This window comes from Ruegeria sp. BE3, assembly GCF_056538865.1.
The window spans coordinates 64,111-80,155 of the sequence record NZ_JBQFTW010000009.1 but is presented as its reverse complement, the minus strand read 5'-3'; the positions used below and the strand labels follow the sequence as shown (position 1 = coordinate 80,155).

The window sequence follows — 16,045 nt, the reverse complement described above, 5'->3', positions numbered from 1 at the left end:
CAAATCGCTCTGCCCCCTATAGTGAGGGGCAGAGCACCTTTCCCCGGAGGAAAAAATGTCCGAATGGCTGGAAAACCACCTGCCCAAGGTGGTGCTGGCACCGTCGTTCATCGCCGTATTGATCTTTGTCTACGGCTTTATCGGATGGACCGCATGGGTGTCGCTAACCCGATCGAAACTACTGCCGAAATACGAGATCAAGGGCTTCATCCAATACGAACGCCTGTTCGAGTCCCCGCGCTGGGATACGGCAATCAACAATCTGTATATCTTTGGCGCGTTGTTCATCGTGATCGCGATGGTGCTGGGTCTGCTGCTGGCCATCTTGCTGGATCAGAAGATCCGCGTCGAAGGGGCGATCCGCACGATCTACCTTTACCCGATGGCGCTGTCGATGATCGTCACCGGCACCGCGTGGAAGTGGATCCTGAATCCGGGTCTGGGCATTGAATCCATGGTGCAGGGCTGGGGCTTCACAAATTTCGAATTCGATTGGCTGGTGAACCCCGATTACGCCATCTACACCATCGTGATGGCCGCGATCTGGCAAAGCTCGGGCTTTGTCATGGCGCTGTTTCTAGCCGGTTTGAGGTCAGTGGATGGTGAGATTATCAAGGCAGCGCAGGTCGATGGTATCCCCACATGGCGCATTTATACGGCGATTATCATCCCGTCGATGGCCCCGATCTTCCTGTCAGCCTTCATCGTGCTGGCGCACCTCGCGATCAAAAGCTTTGACCTTGTCATCGCCCTGACAGGTGGTGGTCCGGGTTACGCGACCGATCTGCCAGCCACCTACATGTACGCCATGGCGTTTTCGCGCGGCGATATCGGTCAGGCGGCTTCATCCGCGATGATCATGATGCTGGTCGTCTTTGCCATCGTGGTTCCCTATCTTTACTCAGAGCTGAGGGCGAAAAATGACTGATCTGTCGATGCCCCAAACCGAAACCCGCACCCAGAGCGCCACTGGCAAGATTGCCCTGCGTTGGCTGCTTTATGTCCTGCTGGGCCTGTTCGCGCTGTATTACCTGATGCCGCTCTTCGTGATGTTGACCACATCGCTGAAGAGCCTTGAGGAAATCCGCACAGGATCGCTGATCTCACTGCCACGCGAAGTCAGCTTTGACGCCTGGAAAACCGCATGGTCCGGAGCCTGTACCGGTATCCAGTGTGAAGGCCTGCGTCCTTACTTCTGGAACTCAGTCCTGATCGCGGTGCCTGCCGTGGCGATCTCCACCCTTTTGGGCGCGCTGAATGGCTACGTCGTGGCGCAGTGGCGGTTCAAGGGTGCCAACATCATCTTCTCGCTGATGCTGTTTGGTTGCTTCATCCCGTTTCAGGTGGTTCTGCTGCCCATGGCGCGCCTTTTAGGCATCATGGGAATCGCAGGAACCATTCCGGGTCTGATCTTTGTCCACGTGATCTACGGGTTGGGCTTCACCACGCTGTTCTTCCGCAACTACTATGTCACCATTCCGGCCGAGCTGACCAAGGCGGCGCGTGTCGATGGGGCCGGGTTCATGCGGATTTTCTGGTCGATCTTCCTGCCTCTGTCGCTGCCGATCATCGTGGTGACCGTGATCTGGCAATTCACGCAGATCTGGAATGACTTCCTGTTCGGCGTGTCGTTCAGCCAGGCGGGCACGCAACCCGTGACCGTGGCGCTCAACAACATCGTAAACTCCACCACCGGCGTCAAAGAATACAACGTCGACATGGCCGCCGCGATCATCGCGGGGCTGCCGACGCTGCTCGTCTATGTCGTTGCCGGTAAGTATTTCATCCGCGGTCTGACCGCTGGCTCAGTGAAGGGATAAGACCCATGGCTCCCATCCTTGATATCAACAAACTCTACAAGAACTACGGTGCGACCGAGATTCTGAAGGACATCAACATCTCGATCGATCCGGGCGATTTCCTGGTGCTGGTCGGCCCCTCGGGCTGCGGTAAATCCACCCTGCTGAACTGTATCGCAGGGCTGGAGGAGATCACCGGCGGGACGCTCTCCATCGGCGGCAACGACATGACCCATGTCAGCCCCAAGGACCGCGACATTGCGATGGTGTTCCAGTCCTATGCGCTCTACCCGACGATGACCGTGGCCAAGAACATCACCTTCGGTATGAAGGTGCGCGGGGTCGATCAGGCCACGCAGGAGGCCAAGCTCAAAGAGGTTGCCTCGCTGCTGCAGATCGAGCCGCTGCTCAACCGCCGCCCCAGCCAGCTTTCGGGCGGGCAGCGTCAGCGGGTGGCCATGGGCCGGGCGCTGGTGCGTGACCCCAAGCTGTTCCTGTTCGATGAGCCGCTTTCGAACCTCGACGCCAAGCTGCGGGTCGAGATGCGGACCGAGATCAAGAAACTGCACCAGACGCTGGATGCCTCCATCGTTTACGTCACCCACGACCAGATCGAGGCGATGACACTGGCGACCAAGATTGTGGTTCTGAAAGGCGGTGTCGTGCAGCAGATCGGCACCCCGGCCGAGATCTACAACAACCCGGCCAACCTGTTTGTGGCCGATTTCATGGGCTCGCCCGCGATGAACCTGATCCCGGCGCAAGCATCGAATACCGGCGCGGGGACGCAAATCGCCATTGCGTGCCCATCGGGTGAGACACTGGTGCTCAACGACGCGCGCGAACTGTCCCTGCCGCAAGACGTCATCCTCGGCCTGCGTCCTGAGGACATCGCTGAGGCCGGCTTCCGCGCCGGGGCGGGCGTGCAAGAGGCGGCCTGCATGGTCGATATGGTCGAACCTGCGGGTGCGGATACCTATGTGGTCTCGGAGCTGGGAGGCAAACAGGTCACCGCGCGCCTGCACGCCGAAACCAGCGCTCAGGCCGGGCATATGCTGAACCTCGCGTTCGACATGAGCAAGGTTTCGTACTTCGCCAAAGAAACGGGCGAGCGATTGAACTGAGAACGGGCAGGTCCGCAGCGTGATTGCTGCGGGCCACGCCTGAATGACAGATTCTGGCTGTAAGAGAGGGATCATGCTAGGGTGTGCGCTCACCAAGGGAGGCGCACAATGTCCGACCCCTATTCCGATCTGGCAGCGCAAGATATCTCTGTTCAGGAACGTATCGCCGAGGCGATGGAGGCCCGGTGTCTCGAACCTGCGCAAAAAGAGATCAGAGGCACTTATCTGAGCGATCTGTGTGTCCCAGCTGGCGGTTTTGCGGTCGAGCTGGGCTCCGGAACTGGCCACGTCACGCATGAACTGCTGTTGGTGCCGGGAGTTGAGCGCGCGCTTGGGCTCGAACCTTCGCCGGTTATGGTGGAGCGTGCGCGGAACAGCTTTTCCAGCGAAAGCCGCCTTGTTTTTGAAACTGGCGACGCCAAAGCAACTGGCCTTGAGGACAATTCAGTAGACCTTGTTCTGGCGCACACTTTGCTGTGCCACGTGCCTGGCCCCGAGGATGTCATTTCGGAAGCATTTCGCATTTTGAAGCCCGGCGGCATATTTGCGATTTGCGATGGGGATTATGACACTGCAACTGCCCAGATCGCCGATTATGATCCGCTGGATCAGCTTGTCCGCTTCATGATCAATCAGAACGTGACCAGTCTTTGGATCATGCGCCAGATCGGTGGGTTGCTGACGCAAGCCGGGTTTGAACTGGGCCGCCGCCGAGGGCATGGCTATGTGGCGGAAGGCGAAGCGACATATTTTCTGACGGTCATTGACCGCGGCGCAGACCGCATGGCGGAAACCGGGTTGCTACAACCTGAAACAGCGCAGGCGTTGAAGTCCGAAGCAAAGGCGCGCGTCGATGCGAGCCGTTTTTTCGGCTACATGTCCTATGTCAGCCAGATCGCGCGCAAACCCGCTGCCTGAACATGAAAGCCGCCGCACGAACGGGTCGGGCGGCGGCCTGCGCAGAATAGCTACGCTTATCAGCTGGTCTTGTTCAAATCCTTGATCAGACGATTCAAATCACCGCCGCGCGCGTCCAACATGGCTCCGATCTCGGTGCGTTCGGTCAGTAGCAGGTTCACGCCTTCGATGAACATGTTGAAGAACTTGCCGCTGCCGGACTTGTCCGACACCAGGAAGGTTACCTCAAACGGAGAAGAGCCGCGCAGCTTGACCGAGGTGCGCACCTCGTAGCCTGCCTTGATCTTGCGGGCGTTGCGAACGGTGACCTCTCCGCCGATGAATTCGCGGAACCGGCGGCCGTATTTGCGCGAGATATAGCCCTGAAACGCGCGGGTGAACTGGCGCAGCTGGGCGGGCGAGGCGCTGCGGGCTTCGACACCCAGCGCATAGCGCGCCATGATTGGCACATCGCCATACTGAACAAAGATCTTCTCGAAATCGCGCAACATGGCGTTTTCGGATTTGCCCGAGGCGATCACCCGGTTGATGTCGGCGACCACCGAATTGACCAGTTGTGTGGCGCCCGCTTCGGTCAGCGCAAAGGCGGGCAGGGGCAGGGTCATCACCGTCAGCCCGGTCAGGGCAGTGGCGACAAACTGGCGTCGGTTCATCAGATTATTCGGCATAGGGGTCCTCGTAGGGGTCTAGGAAGGGGTCCCTGACAGGGTCGGTCCCGGTGTTTGCATAGGGATCGTCATACAGCCCGAGATAGGCGTCCTCATCGTCTCGTGCCAGTTCAAAACGACGATTTTGAAGATAGATTGTGCGGGCCTGCGCGTAACTGTCTGCACTTTCATAGAGAATCGAGTCGACCGTATCCGAGAAACGTCCACGATCCCCCATGCGCCGCACGACCTCGGCATAGACGCCCAGATTGTCCGCCGGGCGGGTGGGGCTGAAATTGATCGGGTTCGAGAACAGATTCACAATCACACCCACCGCATCGCGGGTGGTAGACGGGCCGTAGAAGGGCAGTTCGACATAGGCACCCTCGCCGAAGCCCCAGACATGCAGCGTCTCGCCGAAATCGGTATCGACGGGTGGCAGGTTCAGCTCATCCGCCGGGGCCGACAGGCCAAATCCGCCCACGGTCATGTTGATCACAAATCGCAGCAAAGCGTTGCCCATCTGTTTGGGGTTGCCCTGCAGAAGATAGTCAACTGCTTGACCCGGAAGGGAAATATTCTCGGCAAAGGTGCTGAAGCTTGTGACCATCGGGTCGGGCACGATCTTCACATACCCTTTCGAGGCCGGGCGAAACAGGAACCGGTCCACGCCCAGGTTGAACTTGTGAATGCCGCGGTTGGCGTTTTCGTAAGGGTCGAAAATCTCACCCCGGGCGGCGGCGTCCTGTGGCTGCGATGCGCAGGCGGACAAAGCCGTCAGGACGGCCAGAATGATCAGGTGCTTCAGGCGAATAGGGCTCGGCACGGTCTTCGTTACTCCAAAAATTGCCCGGTGGTGCTGCCGGGCCTTCAATCAATACGGCCTTTGCGGTCTCGGTGGTGCAATTGGTCTCACATAGACCTTTCGCAGGGAATTTGAAACAACAACTCGCGTTTACCCCAGCCGATAGGTCGGGGTAAAGTGACACGATATCAACACATCCTGAATAAGTGGAGAGGTGCCCAGATCGCGGGCAATCGGAAAAAAGCCGCTTTCCCGCTTTCCGAAGATGCGTTTCCCGGTTAGCGTCCGCCCGAGTCAAAATCTTGGAGACCCAATTCATGAGCATCGCAGCAAAACTGGACAGCCTTGGCATCACCCTGCCTGACGCACCCGCCCCGGCAGCCAATTACGTGCCTTTCGTGCGGATCGGCAACATTGTCTATATCTCGGGTCAGATCTCGAAAAATGAGGGTCTGATCACCGGCAAGCTGGGCGATGACATGGATGTCGAAGCGGGCGCAGCTGCCGCCAAGGTCTGCGCCATCAACCTGCTGGCTCAGGTCAAGGCGGCCTGCGGCGGGAATATCGACAAACTGGTGCGTGTGATCAAGCTGACCGGTTTCGTGAACTCCACCGCCGATTTCACCGCGCAGCCGCAGGTCATCAACGGTGCCTCTGATTTCCTGGTCGAGGCGTTGGGAGAGGCGGGCCGCCACTCGCGTTCCGCTGTCAGCGCGGCTTCGCTGCCGCTTGGCGTAGCGGTCGAAATCGAAGGCATCTTCGAGGTTCAATGACCCCACCTCTGCCCTCGGAATTCCTGCGACGCCCGATCGCGCATCGGGCGTTGCACGATGTTTCGGATCAGCGGCCCGAAAACAGCCGGGCCGCGATTCGTGCAGCGATTGAGGCCGGATACGGGATCGAGATTGATCTGCAGTTGACCTCGGATGGTCGCGCGATGGTGTTTCATGATTACGACCTGAAACGCCTGACCGGCCAGTCCGGCCCGATTCAGCAGATCACCGCCGCGCGGGCGCAGGCTCTGCCTCTGCTGCACTCGGATGGCGAAGGCATTCCGACCTTGGACGAAGTGCTTGATCTGGTCGCAGGCCGCGTGCCCCTGCTGATTGAGCTCAAAGATCAGGATGGTGCGATGGGCACGAATATAGGCGCGCTCGAAACGGATGCGGTGCGCGCGATGGAAGGCTACGACGGCCCAGTGGCGCTGATGTCGTTCAACCCCAACTCGGTCGCCGAGCTGGCGCAGATTGCGCCCGAATTGCCACGCGGCATCGTCACCTGTTCCTATGACCCGAAGGTCGAGCTGCTGCCCGCCAAGGTCTGTGATCATCTGCGCACGATCCCGGATTTCGACCGGGTCAAGGCCAGTTTCATCAGCCATGAAGCCGACGACCTGAACCGCCCCCGTGTCGCTGAGATCAAGGCGCAGGGCGTGCCGATCCTGTGCTGGACCGTCCGCTCGCACGATCAAGAGGCAGAGACCCGCAAGGTTGCCGATAATGTGACCTTCGAGGGATATTTGGCCGCGCATCCGGGTTGAACCGCGACCCGTCCGTCACAGATAAAGATCTAGGCGCGGAGGGCACATGGATCAGGCACAGATCGAGGTTCGGGTTCTGACATCGCTCTCGCAGATTGCCGCGAGCGACTGGGACAGTTGCGCCTGCCCCGAGACGGCCGAGGGGGGGCGACCCCTTGATCCGTTCACCACGCACCGGTTTCTTTTGGCCCTGGAAGAAAGCGGCTCGATCGGGCGCGGCTCGGGCTGGCAGCCGCAATTCCTGACCGCCTATCTGGATGGGATGCTGATTGGCGCAGCGCCTATGTACGCAAAGTCGCATTCTCAGGGCGAATACATCTTCGATCATAGCTGGGCCCATGCTTATGAGAGTGCGGGCGGGCAGTATTACCCGAAACTGCAGATCGCCGTGCCGTTCACGCCTGCAACGGGCCGACGCTTTCTGGTCCGGCCCGGTTATGACGCCATCGGCATGTCGGCGCTGGTACAGGGGGCTGTGCAGCTGGCCGCCGAAAACCGCATCTCTTCCCTGCATGCCACCTTCTGTACCGAGGCAGAGGCTCTGGCTGGTGAACAAATGGGCCTCATGGTCCGGCATTCGCAGCAGTTTCACTGGCTCAACGACAATTATGCAGATTTCGACGGCTTTCTGGCCGCGCTGTCGTCGCGCAAGCGCAAGAATATCCGCAAGGAACGCGCGCAGGCCTGCGATTTCGGGGGCCAGATTCGCACGATCTCAGGGGATGATCTGCGCCCCGAGCATTGGGACGCGTTCTGGCGGTTTTATCAGGATACCGGAGCCCGCAAATGGGGTGCGCCGTATCTGACACGGCAATTCTTTGATATCGCTCAGGAAACCATGGCCGACGATATGGCCTTGGTGCTGGCTGAACGCAATGGTTACCCTGTCGCCGGCGCGTTGAACTTCATCGGACGGGAAACGCTCTATGGCCGCTATTGGGGATGTGTCGAGCATCACCCCTGCCTGCATTTCGAACTGTGCTATTATAGGGCGATCGACTTCGCCATTGCTGAAGGGCTGGCCCGGGTCGAAGCCGGGGCGCAGGGCGAGCACAAGTTGGCACGCGGTTATCTGCCAACCCGCACGCATAGCTTGCATTGGGTCGGTGATCCGGGCTTTGCTGATGCCGTACAGAAATATCTGGACGCCGAGGCCCACGCAGTGGGAGAAGAGATCGAGATTCTGACGGATTACGGCCCGTTCAGGAAATCGAACCCGGAGGAACAGCAATGACCGAACTTCTGTCTACCGAGACCCGCGGCCCGCTGCTGGACCCGCTGTTCAGGAATGGCTGGACCATGGTCGAGGACCGCGATGCAATCACCAAGACGTTTATCTTCGAAGATTTCGTGCACGCATTTGGCTGGATGACCCAGGTCGCGATCTTTGCCGAGAAGTGGAACCATCATCCGGAATGGTCCAATGTCTACCGCACGGTCGAGGTGACCTTGTCCACCCATGACGTGGGTGGCCTTTCGGCGCTGGACGCCAAGCTGGCGCGAAAAATGGACAGCCTGATCTAAGCGCCTCAGCCCCGGTCGGACTGCGACCCTGTGCCCCCGGCCAGCAAGGCGGCGGTGCCGAGTTCTCTGAACTCGGAAACCGTCACTGTGCCATCGGTGACATCGATATTACCGGGAATGCGGATCGTGCGACTGCCGATTGACCGGACGCTGCGGGCCGCCGGATTGATATCCAGACAGCGCGTTTCATAACAGGTCAGACCGCTGGTATTGATCTGGATGCGCGCCTGCCCGTCAGGGCCGGTGACAACCGGAGATTGTGGCACATCACAGGCCGCCAGAACCGCCATCGCCCCGATACCGACCCAAATACGCATGACACTCTCCCGCTTTTTCAAAGCCGGGTGTCAGTCCAACCGGCCATTGCCATCCTGATCCGCCGCCTCGAAATCGCGCTGCATTTGCGTGGCGTACTCAGCTTTGGAAATAAGGCTGTCGCCGTCGCGGTCAACCGCCTGAAACTGTTTGAGATCCAGAAACGGTTTGGCTTCACTCAGACCCAGAGTGCCGTTCTTGTCTTCGTCCATCGCCTGAAAGGCATAGTCCGAGAAGGCGTTGAACTCGTCCTGCGACAGGAAGCCGTCATTGTTGGTGTCGATGTTCTTCAACTCGGCCTCATTCAGTTCCGAGACGCTCTGAGCCCCTGCAGTCTCGGCCAGGGTCAGAGCAGTGATTACAATCAATATATGTTTCATCTTGGACCCTCTCAGCATGCATAGCGCTGGCCGGAAACGCCGCCAGCAGCGGCACCTGCCGCGGTCAGGATGGCTTTGCCCGACCCGCCGCCGAACTGATTGCCAATCGCACCACCAATCAGCGCGCCGCCCAGCGTGCCGCTGAGACACGCAATCTCATGCTGCCGGGCTGCCTGTTGCTGTGGGGTGGGGGCCGGGCCGCAGGCGGCAAGCGCGCCCGTTCCGGCAAGAAGTAGGGTGAGTAATTTCAAACGCATCAATCAACTCCCAAGCTATATGCGCCAAGTATTGGCGCATCGAAGCGTTGCATCAAGTTAATTGCGCTTTATGTGGCCCCGGCCGGACCGGGGCCTTGATGGGTCAGATCACCTCAAGCAGGCCTTCGCCTGCCGAGATTTCGCAAGTGCCGGGGCTTTCTTCCAGGTTGAGGGCGACGACTTTGCCGTCCTCAACCAGCATTGCATAACGTTTTGATCGCGCGATCAGGCCCACAGGCGGGGCGTCGAAATCCATGCCGATGGCCTTGGTGAACTCGGACGCCGCGTCTGCCAGCATGGTCAACCCGGCCGCTGTTGCGCCGGTGCTTTCTCCCCAGGCGCCCATTACGAATGGGTCGTTGACCGAGATGCAGATGATTTCCTCCACACCTTTGGCATCGAACTGGTCTTTGGTCCGCATGAAGCTTGGTACGTGCGCGGTTGTGCAGGTTCCGGTAAACGCACCGGGTACAGCAAAGATCACAACCTTGCGCCCTTTGGTCTTATCTGAAATCCGAACCTCTTCAGGGCCTTCGGCACCCATCTGGATCAGCGTGGCCTCGGGCAGCATGTCACCTGTTGCAATCATTTTTACGCTCCTGTCATTTGGATTTGCAGAGTCGGGCTTTGCCGCAATATAGGTGGTCGAAAGAAAGAGACCATGGATATTCTGCAGGGTGGGCACAACATGAGCCATATCGTCGTGATCGGGGCAGGGCAGGCCGGTGCTTCTTTGGTAGCACGGCTGCGCAAGGACGGATTTGAGGGCGACATCACCCTGATCGGAGCCGAGCCGCATCTGCCCTATCAGCGCCCACCTCTGTCCAAGGCGTATCTGCTGGGCGAGATGGAACTGGAACGCCTGTTCCTGCGGCCCGAGAGCTTCTATGCCGACAACAACATAACCCTGCGTCTGGGTCAGCGCGTCACGGCGATTGATCCGCAGGCCAAGACTGTAACGGTTGGCGATGAAGTCATCGCATATGACGAACTGGCGCTGACCACCGGGTCCGATCCACGCCGCCTGCCTGCGGCCATCGGTGGCGACCTTCAGGGCGTCCACGTGGTGCGCGACCTGGCCCATATCGACGAGATGGAGCCTCGCGTGACCGAAGGCGCACGCGCGCTGATCGTCGGAGGCGGTTATATCGGGCTTGAGGCCGCAGCGGTTTGCGCCAAGCGCGGGGTCAAGGTGACTCTGGTCGAGATGGCCGAACGCATCCTGCAGCGCGTCGCTGCGAAAGAGACCAGCGATTATTTCCGCGCGTTGCACAGCGAATACGGTGCCGACATTCGTGAGGGCGTCGGGTTGGATCGTCTGGTTGGTGAAAACGGCAAGGTGACGGGTGCTATTCTGACCGACGGCACCGAATTGCAGGTGGATTTCGTCGTGGTTGGCGTCGGCATTGCGCCGTCAACGCAACTAGCTGAACTGGCGGGGCTGGAATTGGACAATGGCATCAAGACCGACGCCCATGGCCGCACCTCGGATCCGTCGATCTGGGCGGCGGGCGATTGCGCCTCGTTCCCGCATGGCGAAGGTCGTATCCGTCTGGAAAGCGTGCCCAACGCCATTGATCAGGCTGAGATTGTGGCCCAGAACATGCTGGGCGCGGCTAAGGATTACACCGCAACGCCGTGGTTCTGGTCGGATCAGTATGACGTCAAGCTGCAGATCGCCGGGCTGAACACGGGCTACGACCGCGTTGTGACTCGCAAGGGTGAAGGCGCGACGGTGTCCTTCTGGTATTACAACGGTGATCAGCTGATTGCGGTGGACGCGATGAACGACCCACGCGCCTATATGGTTGGCAAACGCCTGATCGATGCGGGCAAGACCGCTGATCCGGCGGTTGTGGCTGACCCGGATGCGGACCTGAAACCGTTGCTCAAAGCGTGAGGATCATCGCCGGAGATTTCCGGGGCCGGGCGCTTGCTTCGGTCGGCAAAGGCGATGCGGGCGCGCATCTGCGCCCCACCACCGACCGGGTGCGGGAAAGCCTGTTCAACGTCCTGACCCATCAGATCGACTTTGAGGGTTTGCATGTGCTCGACCTGTTTGCAGGAACCGGAGCGCTGGGGCTGGAAGCATTGTCGCGCGGTGCGGCCCATGTCACCTTCGTCGATGACGGGCGGGTCGCGCAGGGTCTGATCCGAAAGAATATCGACCTGACCGGAAGCCCAGGCCAGACCACGCTGATCCGCCGCGATGCGACCCGACTTGGTGAAAATCCGGGCACGGCCTGCGATCTGGTCTTCCTCGATCCACCCTATGGCAAATCTCTGGGCCAAAAGGCGCTGGCCACAGCCCTGCAAGGCGGCTGGCTGGCCGATGACGCCCTGATCGTGTGGGAGGAAAACGCCCCCATGACTGCGCCCGAGGGCTTCTCGCTGCACGATACGCGGAAATATGGCGACACGCATATTTCATTGATGTGGCGCATAGGGGGCTGAGATGCACGATCTGGTCATCTTCGATTGCGACGGCGTTCTGGTGGATAGCGAAGTCCGGTCCAATCAGGTCATCGTCGATAATCTCGCAGGGTATGACCTGCATCTGTCCCTCGCCGAATGCATGTCCCTGTTTGTTGGCGGCACCATGACCGGTGTGCGTGATAAGGCGCGCAACCTCGGCGCGGATTTGCCGGATGACTGGGTCGATCAGATCTATGCTGAAACCTATGAGGCGCTGCGAGCAGGTACGCCGCTGGTCACAGGCATTCCGGAGCTGCTGGCGCAACTGGATGCGCAGGGCCTTCCATATTGTGTCGCCTCGAATGGCAGCCCCGACAAAATGCAGATCACATTGGGTCAGAACGGGCTATGGGAGCGGTTCAGCAAGGTCAGTTTCTCGGCCCACGTGCTGGGAACCGGCAAACCGGATCCGACGCTGTTCCTGACCGCTGCGCAGCATTTCAATGCCAAATCCCCGGTTGTCATCGAAGACAGCGAAAACGGTGTCAACGCAGCCATCCGGGCCAATATGCGTTGCCTTGCCTATGCAGCCCACGATGACGGTGCGCGGTTGGCTGCACTTGGGGCCGAGGTTTTTACGGACATGTCACAAGTGCCGGGGCTTTTGGGACTCTGACGCAAATACGTGCTATGGTCGCGCCATGGACCGCGCCATCACACCTCCGTTCTGGGCTTTCTCGACAGACAGCGACACCACGACTGGACCGCCGCCCAAGCCGATGCGCGCGCCGGTATTCATCCACGACGCGGTCATCCCCTGGCGGGATGAAACCTTGCTGCTGAAGCTGCTACGCGATCAGACCGAAGATCAGGACGAATAAGTCGGGTGGTATTTCCCGCCCGGTGACAGGGTAAAAATCTCAACCCCGTCTGCGGTCACACCCACCGAATGCTCGAACTGCGCCGACAGCGATTTATCGCGGGTCACGGCAGTCCAGTCATCGGACAGAGTCTTGGTTTCGGGGCGTCCTAGATTGACCATCGGCTCGATGGTAAAGAACATGCCCTCTTCCAGAACCGCGCCGGTGCCCGGACGGCCATAATGCAGAACATTCGGCGGCGCGTGGAACACCCGGCCCAGCCCGTGGCCGCAGAAATCGCGGACAACGCTCATCCGGTGCGCCTCGACATAGGCCTGAATGGCGTGGCCGATATCACCGAACGTATTGCCCGGCTTGACCATCCCGATGCCCTTGAACAGCGCGTCATGGGTCACCTGGATCAGACGTTCCGCCTTGCGCGGCAGTTTCCCGGCCACATACATGCGCGAGGTGTCGCCGAACCAGCCATCGACGATGACGGTGACGTCGATATTCAGGATATCGCCATCTTTCAGCTTTTTCTCGCCCGGGATGCCGTGGCAAACCACATGATTCACGCTGATGCAGCTGGCATGCTGATAGCCCTTGTAGCCGATCGTCGCCGAGGTCGCGCCTGCGTCCTCGACCATCTGGGTGATTAGCCCATCAATTGCGCCTGTGGTCTGACCCACAAACACATGCTCTGCGATGTCATCCAAAATCCGCGCAGCCAAGGCCCCTGCCGCGTGCATCCCGGCAAAGTCCCCCTGTTCATAGATGCGGATACCGTCTTTGGTCAGACGGCCACGATGCTCTTTCATCGACGCCAAGCTCCAAATATCTCGCGCAGCACTCTATTTACGATGCTTGTGCAGAAAGTTCCAGAGGGCTCAGCGTCACATGATTGACGCGCCGGGCGTGATCATATGTGGACCCCCCCGCATCTATGATCTAGCACAGGGTGAACCAGAACATATGTGAAATGACGGAAGGGCAGGCAAATGCCGAAAGTGGACCAGCTGCGGGCTGAGATTGCCAGCATAACCGACCTGCTCAAGAAAGGTCGGCCCGACCGGGCTTTGAAACGGGCAACCAAGGCGGCCAAAAAGTGGCCAAAGGTGGCGGCGCTTCCCCGGTTGGCGGGTCTTTGCGCGGTTCAGCAGCAAAACCCGAAAATGGCCCAGACCTATTTCCAGCGCGCCTGGCGGATGGACCCCGGTAATGCTGACCTGATTCAGAACTACGGGCTGAGCCTGATTCAGGCGGGCGATTCAGCGGATGCGGTGCGGTTCATCGACAAGATCGCGGCGCGGGCACCTCTGACGCCGCAACAGCAGTTTCTGCGGGCCATGGCATTGCTGCGCGAACATCAGGGTGAACAGGCGCTGATCGCGATTGACGAGGTTATCGCGGGGCAACCCAACCATCTCGAGGCGCACTGCCTCAAGGCGGATATCATGGATGAGCTTCACCGGTGGGAAGACGCCATCGGCGCGCTCACCACCCTGACCGACGAACACCCGAAGTTCCACTTTGGCCATTTGCGCCTGACCCGATCGCTGGTCGGTGTCGGGCGACTGGACGAGGCGCTGGAGCGCGCGCGCATTGCCTTCAAGCTGACCCCATCAGATCGTGAAACGCTCGAATTGATGACCACGCTGCCGGGGTTGACGGCGGATGATCTGTCCTCGCTCAAGGTGCAGATTTCGCTGCTGCTCAAGCAGCAGCCCACGGCAAATCCGCAGGGTGACGCAATGGTGCAGTTTGCGGCTGCGACGCTGGCCCGTAAGGACAAAGACCAAGCGTCTGAGCTGCAGCATTTGGATCAGGCCCACCGCCTGCTGAGCGAAGATTTCCAAGGATGGGAGGAGCGTAGCGCGCAGGCTTTCCATAAGCGTCTCGCTGCGCCTCTGCCTGCCGCTGCCCCCGGCCCGCGCCCCGATATACCACGTCCGATTTTCGTGGTCGGTCTTCCGCGGTCTGGCACAACGCTGTTTGAGCGGATCTTGTCCGCGCATTCCGGCGTTCAGGGGTTGGGCGAACTTGCAAGCGTTGATAACTGGGCCAGAAAATCCAGCCCGTCAGACTTGAAAAAGGCCGATACCCTTGCACAGTTCTACGTCGACCATTTGCCTGAGTTGAGCGTGGGTCTGACGGCTTTTGTGGACAAGGCGCCCGGGAACTATGCCTATCTCGGGGCCATCGCGCAGGCCTTTCCGGATGCGCTAATCCTGAATGTCGCCCGTGACCCCCGGGACATTGCCCTGTCGATGTGGCGTGCCCATTTCGGGGCTGGTGGATTGTATTTCACGCATGATTTCAAATGGATGGCAGCCGAGGCCAACCGATATCGCCGCTATATCGACCACTGGCAGAACCTGTTGCCGGGGCGCGTCCACACCATCCGCTACGAGACGCTTGTCAGCGATCTGGAGGCCTCTGTTTCCGAGCTTGCGGCGCTTTGCGATCTGCCGTTCGAAGAGGCGATGTTGTCACCGCAAAGCTCGACAGATGCCGTCAGAACCGCAAGCGAACTGCAGGTCAGGCGAGCAGTCACGACATCTTCGGTTGGACGTTGGAGAACGGTCGGAGACCATTTTGCCCCCTTCACAAACGCACTCGATGCCGAGCTATGGCCCGAGCTTGCGACCGATCCCTGATCAAGTCTCATGAATTGCGGCCGCCGACATGGGGCACAGAAATGTGACGACGCTCGGGTACGCAAACGCCCCGAGGTCGCGGTCAAACGGTTCACCTATGCCGGAACGGCCAGATTCTGCGCGGGATCAACCCAGACCCCTTCCGGCGTGATCCGGGTGCCGACGATCAGACGCTCAACGCCTGTTGCGGCATCGAACGCGGCGGCATAGGCCGGGTCGATATCCGCAGCCAGCGAAAACCGATCGCAATCGGTGCGTTGCACCAGATACAGCATGATTGCCCGGTGCCCCTGCGCGGCCATCGCCGCCAGTTCGCCCAGATGTTTGGTGCCCCGGGCGGTGATGCTGTCGGGGAATTCGGCCAGTCCGGGCTGGCGCGACAGGGTGACGCTTTTGACCTCGACATAAGCGTCCGGCAGGCCCGGCTGGGTCAGCAGGAAATCGATGCGGCTGTTTTCGCCGTATTTCACCTCGGGACAAACGGTTTCATAAGCGGCCAGTTCCGGGATATCGCGTGCCTCAAGCGCGGCGCGCAGCGCCTTGTTCGGGACCGAAGTGTCAACGCCGGTGAAATGTCCGTTCTCATGATCGACCAGCCGCCAGCCGTATTTCAGCTTTTTCTTTGGATCATCATTGGGTTCCAGCCAGATTTTCTCACCCGGTTCCGCCAGACCCATCATTGATCCGGGATTGGCGCAATGGGCAGTGACCTCTCGCCCGTCCTCCAACGTGCAATCAGCGAGAAAGCGTTTGTAGCGGCGGATCAGGCGGGCGGGGACAAGGTGGGTTTCAAATCGCATG

General features: G+C 59.7%; 21 protein-coding genes. 13 read left to right on the top strand and 8 right to left on the bottom strand.

Annotated elements, in window-relative coordinates:
* The first annotated feature begins 55 nt into the window (after positions 1-55).
* The 4 genes from ACR0AZ_RS17590 (at position 56) to ACR0AZ_RS17575 (ending at position 3,841) form a co-directional block, all read left to right on the top strand.
* A complete protein-coding gene (locus tag ACR0AZ_RS17590) occupies positions 56-928 on the top strand; it encodes a carbohydrate ABC transporter permease (RefSeq protein ID WP_170684314.1) in 873 nt (290 codons plus the stop codon).
* On the top strand, positions 921-1,820 hold the full coding sequence (locus ACR0AZ_RS17585) for a carbohydrate ABC transporter permease (RefSeq protein WP_480667978.1): 900 nt from the start codon (positions 921-923) through the stop codon (positions 1,818-1,820). The genes ACR0AZ_RS17590 and ACR0AZ_RS17585 overlap by 8 nt, the downstream gene beginning before the upstream one ends.
* A gap of 5 nt (positions 1,821-1,825) precedes the next feature.
* Positions 1,826-2,923, top strand: coding sequence for an ABC transporter ATP-binding protein (locus ACR0AZ_RS17580; RefSeq protein ID WP_480471565.1), 1,098 nt, complete (start codon positions 1,826-1,828; stop codon positions 2,921-2,923).
* A gap of 108 nt (positions 2,924-3,031) precedes the next feature.
* On the top strand, positions 3,032-3,841 hold the full coding sequence (locus tag ACR0AZ_RS17575; protein WP_480471566.1) for a methyltransferase domain-containing protein: 810 nt from the start codon (positions 3,032-3,034) through the stop codon (positions 3,839-3,841).
* A gap of 59 nt (positions 3,842-3,900) precedes the next feature.
* Here the strand turns inward: ACR0AZ_RS17575 and ACR0AZ_RS17570 are convergent, their stop codons facing one another.
* Positions 3,901-4,509 carry an MlaC/ttg2D family ABC transporter substrate-binding protein gene (locus ACR0AZ_RS17570; RefSeq protein WP_480471567.1) on the bottom strand — a complete coding sequence of 203 codons (609 nt, stop codon included), beginning with the start codon at positions 4,507-4,509 and terminating at the stop codon, positions 3,901-3,903.
* Positions 4,499-5,314 carry an MlaA family lipoprotein gene (locus ACR0AZ_RS17565; RefSeq protein ID WP_480471568.1) on the bottom strand — a complete coding sequence of 272 codons (816 nt, stop codon included), beginning with the start codon at positions 5,312-5,314 and terminating at the stop codon, positions 4,499-4,501. Before ACR0AZ_RS17565 ends, ACR0AZ_RS17570 begins: the two co-directional genes overlap by 11 nt.
* Before the next feature lie 296 nt (positions 5,315-5,610).
* Between ACR0AZ_RS17565 and ACR0AZ_RS17560 the strand changes: the two genes are divergently transcribed.
* From ACR0AZ_RS17560 to ACR0AZ_RS17545, 4 genes are read left to right on the top strand one after another with little or no spacing between them, the layout of a single operon-like run.
* Positions 5,611-6,066 carry a RidA family protein gene (locus tag ACR0AZ_RS17560; protein ID WP_480659943.1) on the top strand — a complete coding sequence of 152 codons (456 nt, stop codon included), beginning with the start codon at positions 5,611-5,613 and terminating at the stop codon, positions 6,064-6,066.
* Positions 6,063-6,833: a glycerophosphodiester phosphodiesterase family protein gene (locus ACR0AZ_RS17555; protein ID WP_480659942.1), complete on the top strand. Its 771-nt coding sequence runs from the start codon at positions 6,063-6,065 to the stop codon at positions 6,831-6,833. Before ACR0AZ_RS17560 ends, ACR0AZ_RS17555 begins: the two co-directional genes overlap by 4 nt.
* Before the next feature lie 46 nt (positions 6,834-6,879).
* Entirely contained in the window at positions 6,880-8,067 is a 1,188-nt protein-coding gene (locus ACR0AZ_RS17550; protein ID WP_480659941.1) for a GNAT family N-acetyltransferase, read from the top strand.
* Positions 8,064-8,357: a 4a-hydroxytetrahydrobiopterin dehydratase gene (locus ACR0AZ_RS17545; protein ID WP_480471572.1), complete on the top strand. Its 294-nt coding sequence runs from the start codon at positions 8,064-8,066 to the stop codon at positions 8,355-8,357. The genes ACR0AZ_RS17550 and ACR0AZ_RS17545 overlap by 4 nt, the downstream gene beginning before the upstream one ends.
* Positions 8,358-8,362: 5 nt before the next feature.
* Here the strand turns inward: ACR0AZ_RS17545 and ACR0AZ_RS17540 are convergent, their stop codons facing one another.
* The 4 genes from ACR0AZ_RS17540 to ACR0AZ_RS17525 form a co-directional block, all read right to left on the bottom strand.
* Complete coding sequence (locus tag ACR0AZ_RS17540; protein ID WP_480471573.1) at positions 8,363-8,674, bottom strand: hypothetical protein; 312 nt, start codon at positions 8,672-8,674, stop codon at positions 8,363-8,365.
* 30 nt (positions 8,675-8,704) lie between these two features.
* Complete coding sequence (locus ACR0AZ_RS17535; protein WP_480667977.1) at positions 8,705-9,052, bottom strand: EF-hand domain-containing protein; 348 nt, start codon at positions 9,050-9,052, stop codon at positions 8,705-8,707.
* Positions 9,053-9,063: 11 nt separating this feature from the next.
* Positions 9,064-9,309, bottom strand: coding sequence for a glycine zipper 2TM domain-containing protein (locus ACR0AZ_RS17530; protein ID WP_480471575.1), 246 nt, complete (start codon positions 9,307-9,309; stop codon positions 9,064-9,066).
* A gap of 103 nt (positions 9,310-9,412) precedes the next feature.
* Positions 9,413-9,898: a redoxin family protein gene (locus ACR0AZ_RS17525; RefSeq protein WP_480471576.1), complete on the bottom strand. Its 486-nt coding sequence runs from the start codon at positions 9,896-9,898 to the stop codon at positions 9,413-9,415.
* Between the two features lie 99 nt (positions 9,899-9,997).
* Between ACR0AZ_RS17525 and ACR0AZ_RS17520 the strand changes: the two genes are divergently transcribed.
* Genes ACR0AZ_RS17520 through ACR0AZ_RS17505 form a run of 4 tightly spaced genes read left to right on the top strand, consistent with a single transcriptional unit; the run spans position 9,998 to position 12,605 of the window.
* Positions 9,998-11,209, top strand: coding sequence for an NAD(P)/FAD-dependent oxidoreductase (locus tag ACR0AZ_RS17520; RefSeq protein WP_480667998.1), 1,212 nt, complete (start codon positions 9,998-10,000; stop codon positions 11,207-11,209).
* Complete coding sequence (gene rsmD / locus ACR0AZ_RS17515) at positions 11,206-11,763, top strand: 16S rRNA (guanine(966)-N(2))-methyltransferase RsmD (RefSeq protein ID WP_480659938.1); 558 nt, start codon at positions 11,206-11,208, stop codon at positions 11,761-11,763. The genes ACR0AZ_RS17520 and rsmD overlap by 4 nt, the downstream gene beginning before the upstream one ends.
* Position 11,764: 1 nt before the next feature.
* Positions 11,765-12,400 carry an HAD family hydrolase gene (locus ACR0AZ_RS17510; RefSeq protein ID WP_480659937.1) on the top strand — a complete coding sequence of 212 codons (636 nt, stop codon included), beginning with the start codon at positions 11,765-11,767 and terminating at the stop codon, positions 12,398-12,400.
* Positions 12,401-12,425: 25 nt separating this feature from the next.
* Positions 12,426-12,605: a hypothetical protein gene (locus ACR0AZ_RS17505; protein ID WP_480667976.1), complete on the top strand. Its 180-nt coding sequence runs from the start codon at positions 12,426-12,428 to the stop codon at positions 12,603-12,605.
* Here ACR0AZ_RS17505 and map read toward each other — a convergent pair.
* The gene (gene map / locus ACR0AZ_RS17500; RefSeq protein WP_480667975.1) at positions 12,593-13,405 is read right to left on the bottom strand and encodes a type I methionyl aminopeptidase; all 813 of its coding nucleotides are present in this window, start codon (positions 13,403-13,405) and stop codon (positions 12,593-12,595) included. The genes ACR0AZ_RS17505 and map overlap by 13 nt on opposite strands.
* Before the next feature lie 180 nt (positions 13,406-13,585).
* Here map and ACR0AZ_RS17495 point away from each other — a divergent pair, with 180 nt between their 5' ends.
* Positions 13,586-15,244, top strand: coding sequence for a tetratricopeptide repeat-containing sulfotransferase family protein (locus ACR0AZ_RS17495; RefSeq protein WP_480667973.1), 1,659 nt, complete (start codon positions 13,586-13,588; stop codon positions 15,242-15,244).
* Positions 15,245-15,339: 95 nt separating this feature from the next.
* Here ACR0AZ_RS17495 and sfsA read toward each other — a convergent pair whose 3' ends face one another.
* Positions 15,340-16,044, bottom strand: a complete 705-nt coding sequence (gene sfsA, locus ACR0AZ_RS17490) for a DNA/RNA nuclease SfsA (RefSeq protein ID WP_480667972.1) — start codon at positions 16,042-16,044, stop codon at positions 15,340-15,342.
* Position 16,045: the final 1 nt, after the last annotated feature.

Bases quoted from the DNA above. Each gene is read 5' to 3' on its own strand.
- ACR0AZ_RS17590 (WP_170684314.1), top strand. From the start codon at position 56: ATGTCCGAATGGCTGGAAAACCACCTGCCCAAGGTGGTGCTGGCACCG.
- ACR0AZ_RS17585 (WP_480667978.1), top strand. From the start codon at position 921: ATGACTGATCTGTCGATGCCCCAAACCGAAACCCGCACCCAGAGCGCC.
- ACR0AZ_RS17580 (WP_480471565.1), top strand. From the start codon at position 1,826: ATGGCTCCCATCCTTGATATCAACAAACTCTACAAGAACTACGGTGCG.
- ACR0AZ_RS17575 (WP_480471566.1), top strand. From the start codon at position 3,032: ATGTCCGACCCCTATTCCGATCTGGCAGCGCAAGATATCTCTGTTCAG.
- ACR0AZ_RS17570 (WP_480471567.1), bottom strand. From the start codon at position 4,509: ATGCCGAATAATCTGATGAACCGACGCCAGTTTGTCGCCACTGCCCTG.
- ACR0AZ_RS17560 (WP_480659943.1), top strand. From the start codon at position 5,611: ATGAGCATCGCAGCAAAACTGGACAGCCTTGGCATCACCCTGCCTGAC.
- ACR0AZ_RS17555 (WP_480659942.1), top strand. From the start codon at position 6,063: ATGACCCCACCTCTGCCCTCGGAATTCCTGCGACGCCCGATCGCGCAT.
- ACR0AZ_RS17550 (WP_480659941.1), top strand. From the start codon at position 6,880: ATGGATCAGGCACAGATCGAGGTTCGGGTTCTGACATCGCTCTCGCAG.
- ACR0AZ_RS17545 (WP_480471572.1), top strand. From the start codon at position 8,064: ATGACCGAACTTCTGTCTACCGAGACCCGCGGCCCGCTGCTGGACCCG.
- ACR0AZ_RS17540 (WP_480471573.1), bottom strand. From the start codon at position 8,674: ATGCGTATTTGGGTCGGTATCGGGGCGATGGCGGTTCTGGCGGCCTGT.
- ACR0AZ_RS17535 (WP_480667977.1), bottom strand. From the start codon at position 9,052: ATGAAACATATATTGATTGTAATCACTGCTCTGACCCTGGCCGAGACT.
- ACR0AZ_RS17530 (WP_480471575.1), bottom strand. From the start codon at position 9,309: ATGCGTTTGAAATTACTCACCCTACTTCTTGCCGGAACGGGCGCGCTT.
- ACR0AZ_RS17525 (WP_480471576.1), bottom strand. From the start codon at position 9,898: ATGATTGCAACAGGTGACATGCTGCCCGAGGCCACGCTGATCCAGATG.
- ACR0AZ_RS17520 (WP_480667998.1), top strand. From the start codon at position 9,998: ATGAGCCATATCGTCGTGATCGGGGCAGGGCAGGCCGGTGCTTCTTTG.
- ACR0AZ_RS17510 (WP_480659937.1), top strand. From the start codon at position 11,765: ATGCACGATCTGGTCATCTTCGATTGCGACGGCGTTCTGGTGGATAGC.
- ACR0AZ_RS17505 (WP_480667976.1), top strand. From the start codon at position 12,426: ATGGACCGCGCCATCACACCTCCGTTCTGGGCTTTCTCGACAGACAGC.
- map (WP_480667975.1), bottom strand. From the start codon at position 13,405: ATGAAAGAGCATCGTGGCCGTCTGACCAAAGACGGTATCCGCATCTAT.
- ACR0AZ_RS17495 (WP_480667973.1), top strand. From the start codon at position 13,586: ATGCCGAAAGTGGACCAGCTGCGGGCTGAGATTGCCAGCATAACCGAC.
- sfsA (WP_480667972.1), bottom strand. From the start codon at position 16,044: ATGCGATTTGAAACCCACCTTGTCCCCGCCCGCCTGATCCGCCGCTAC.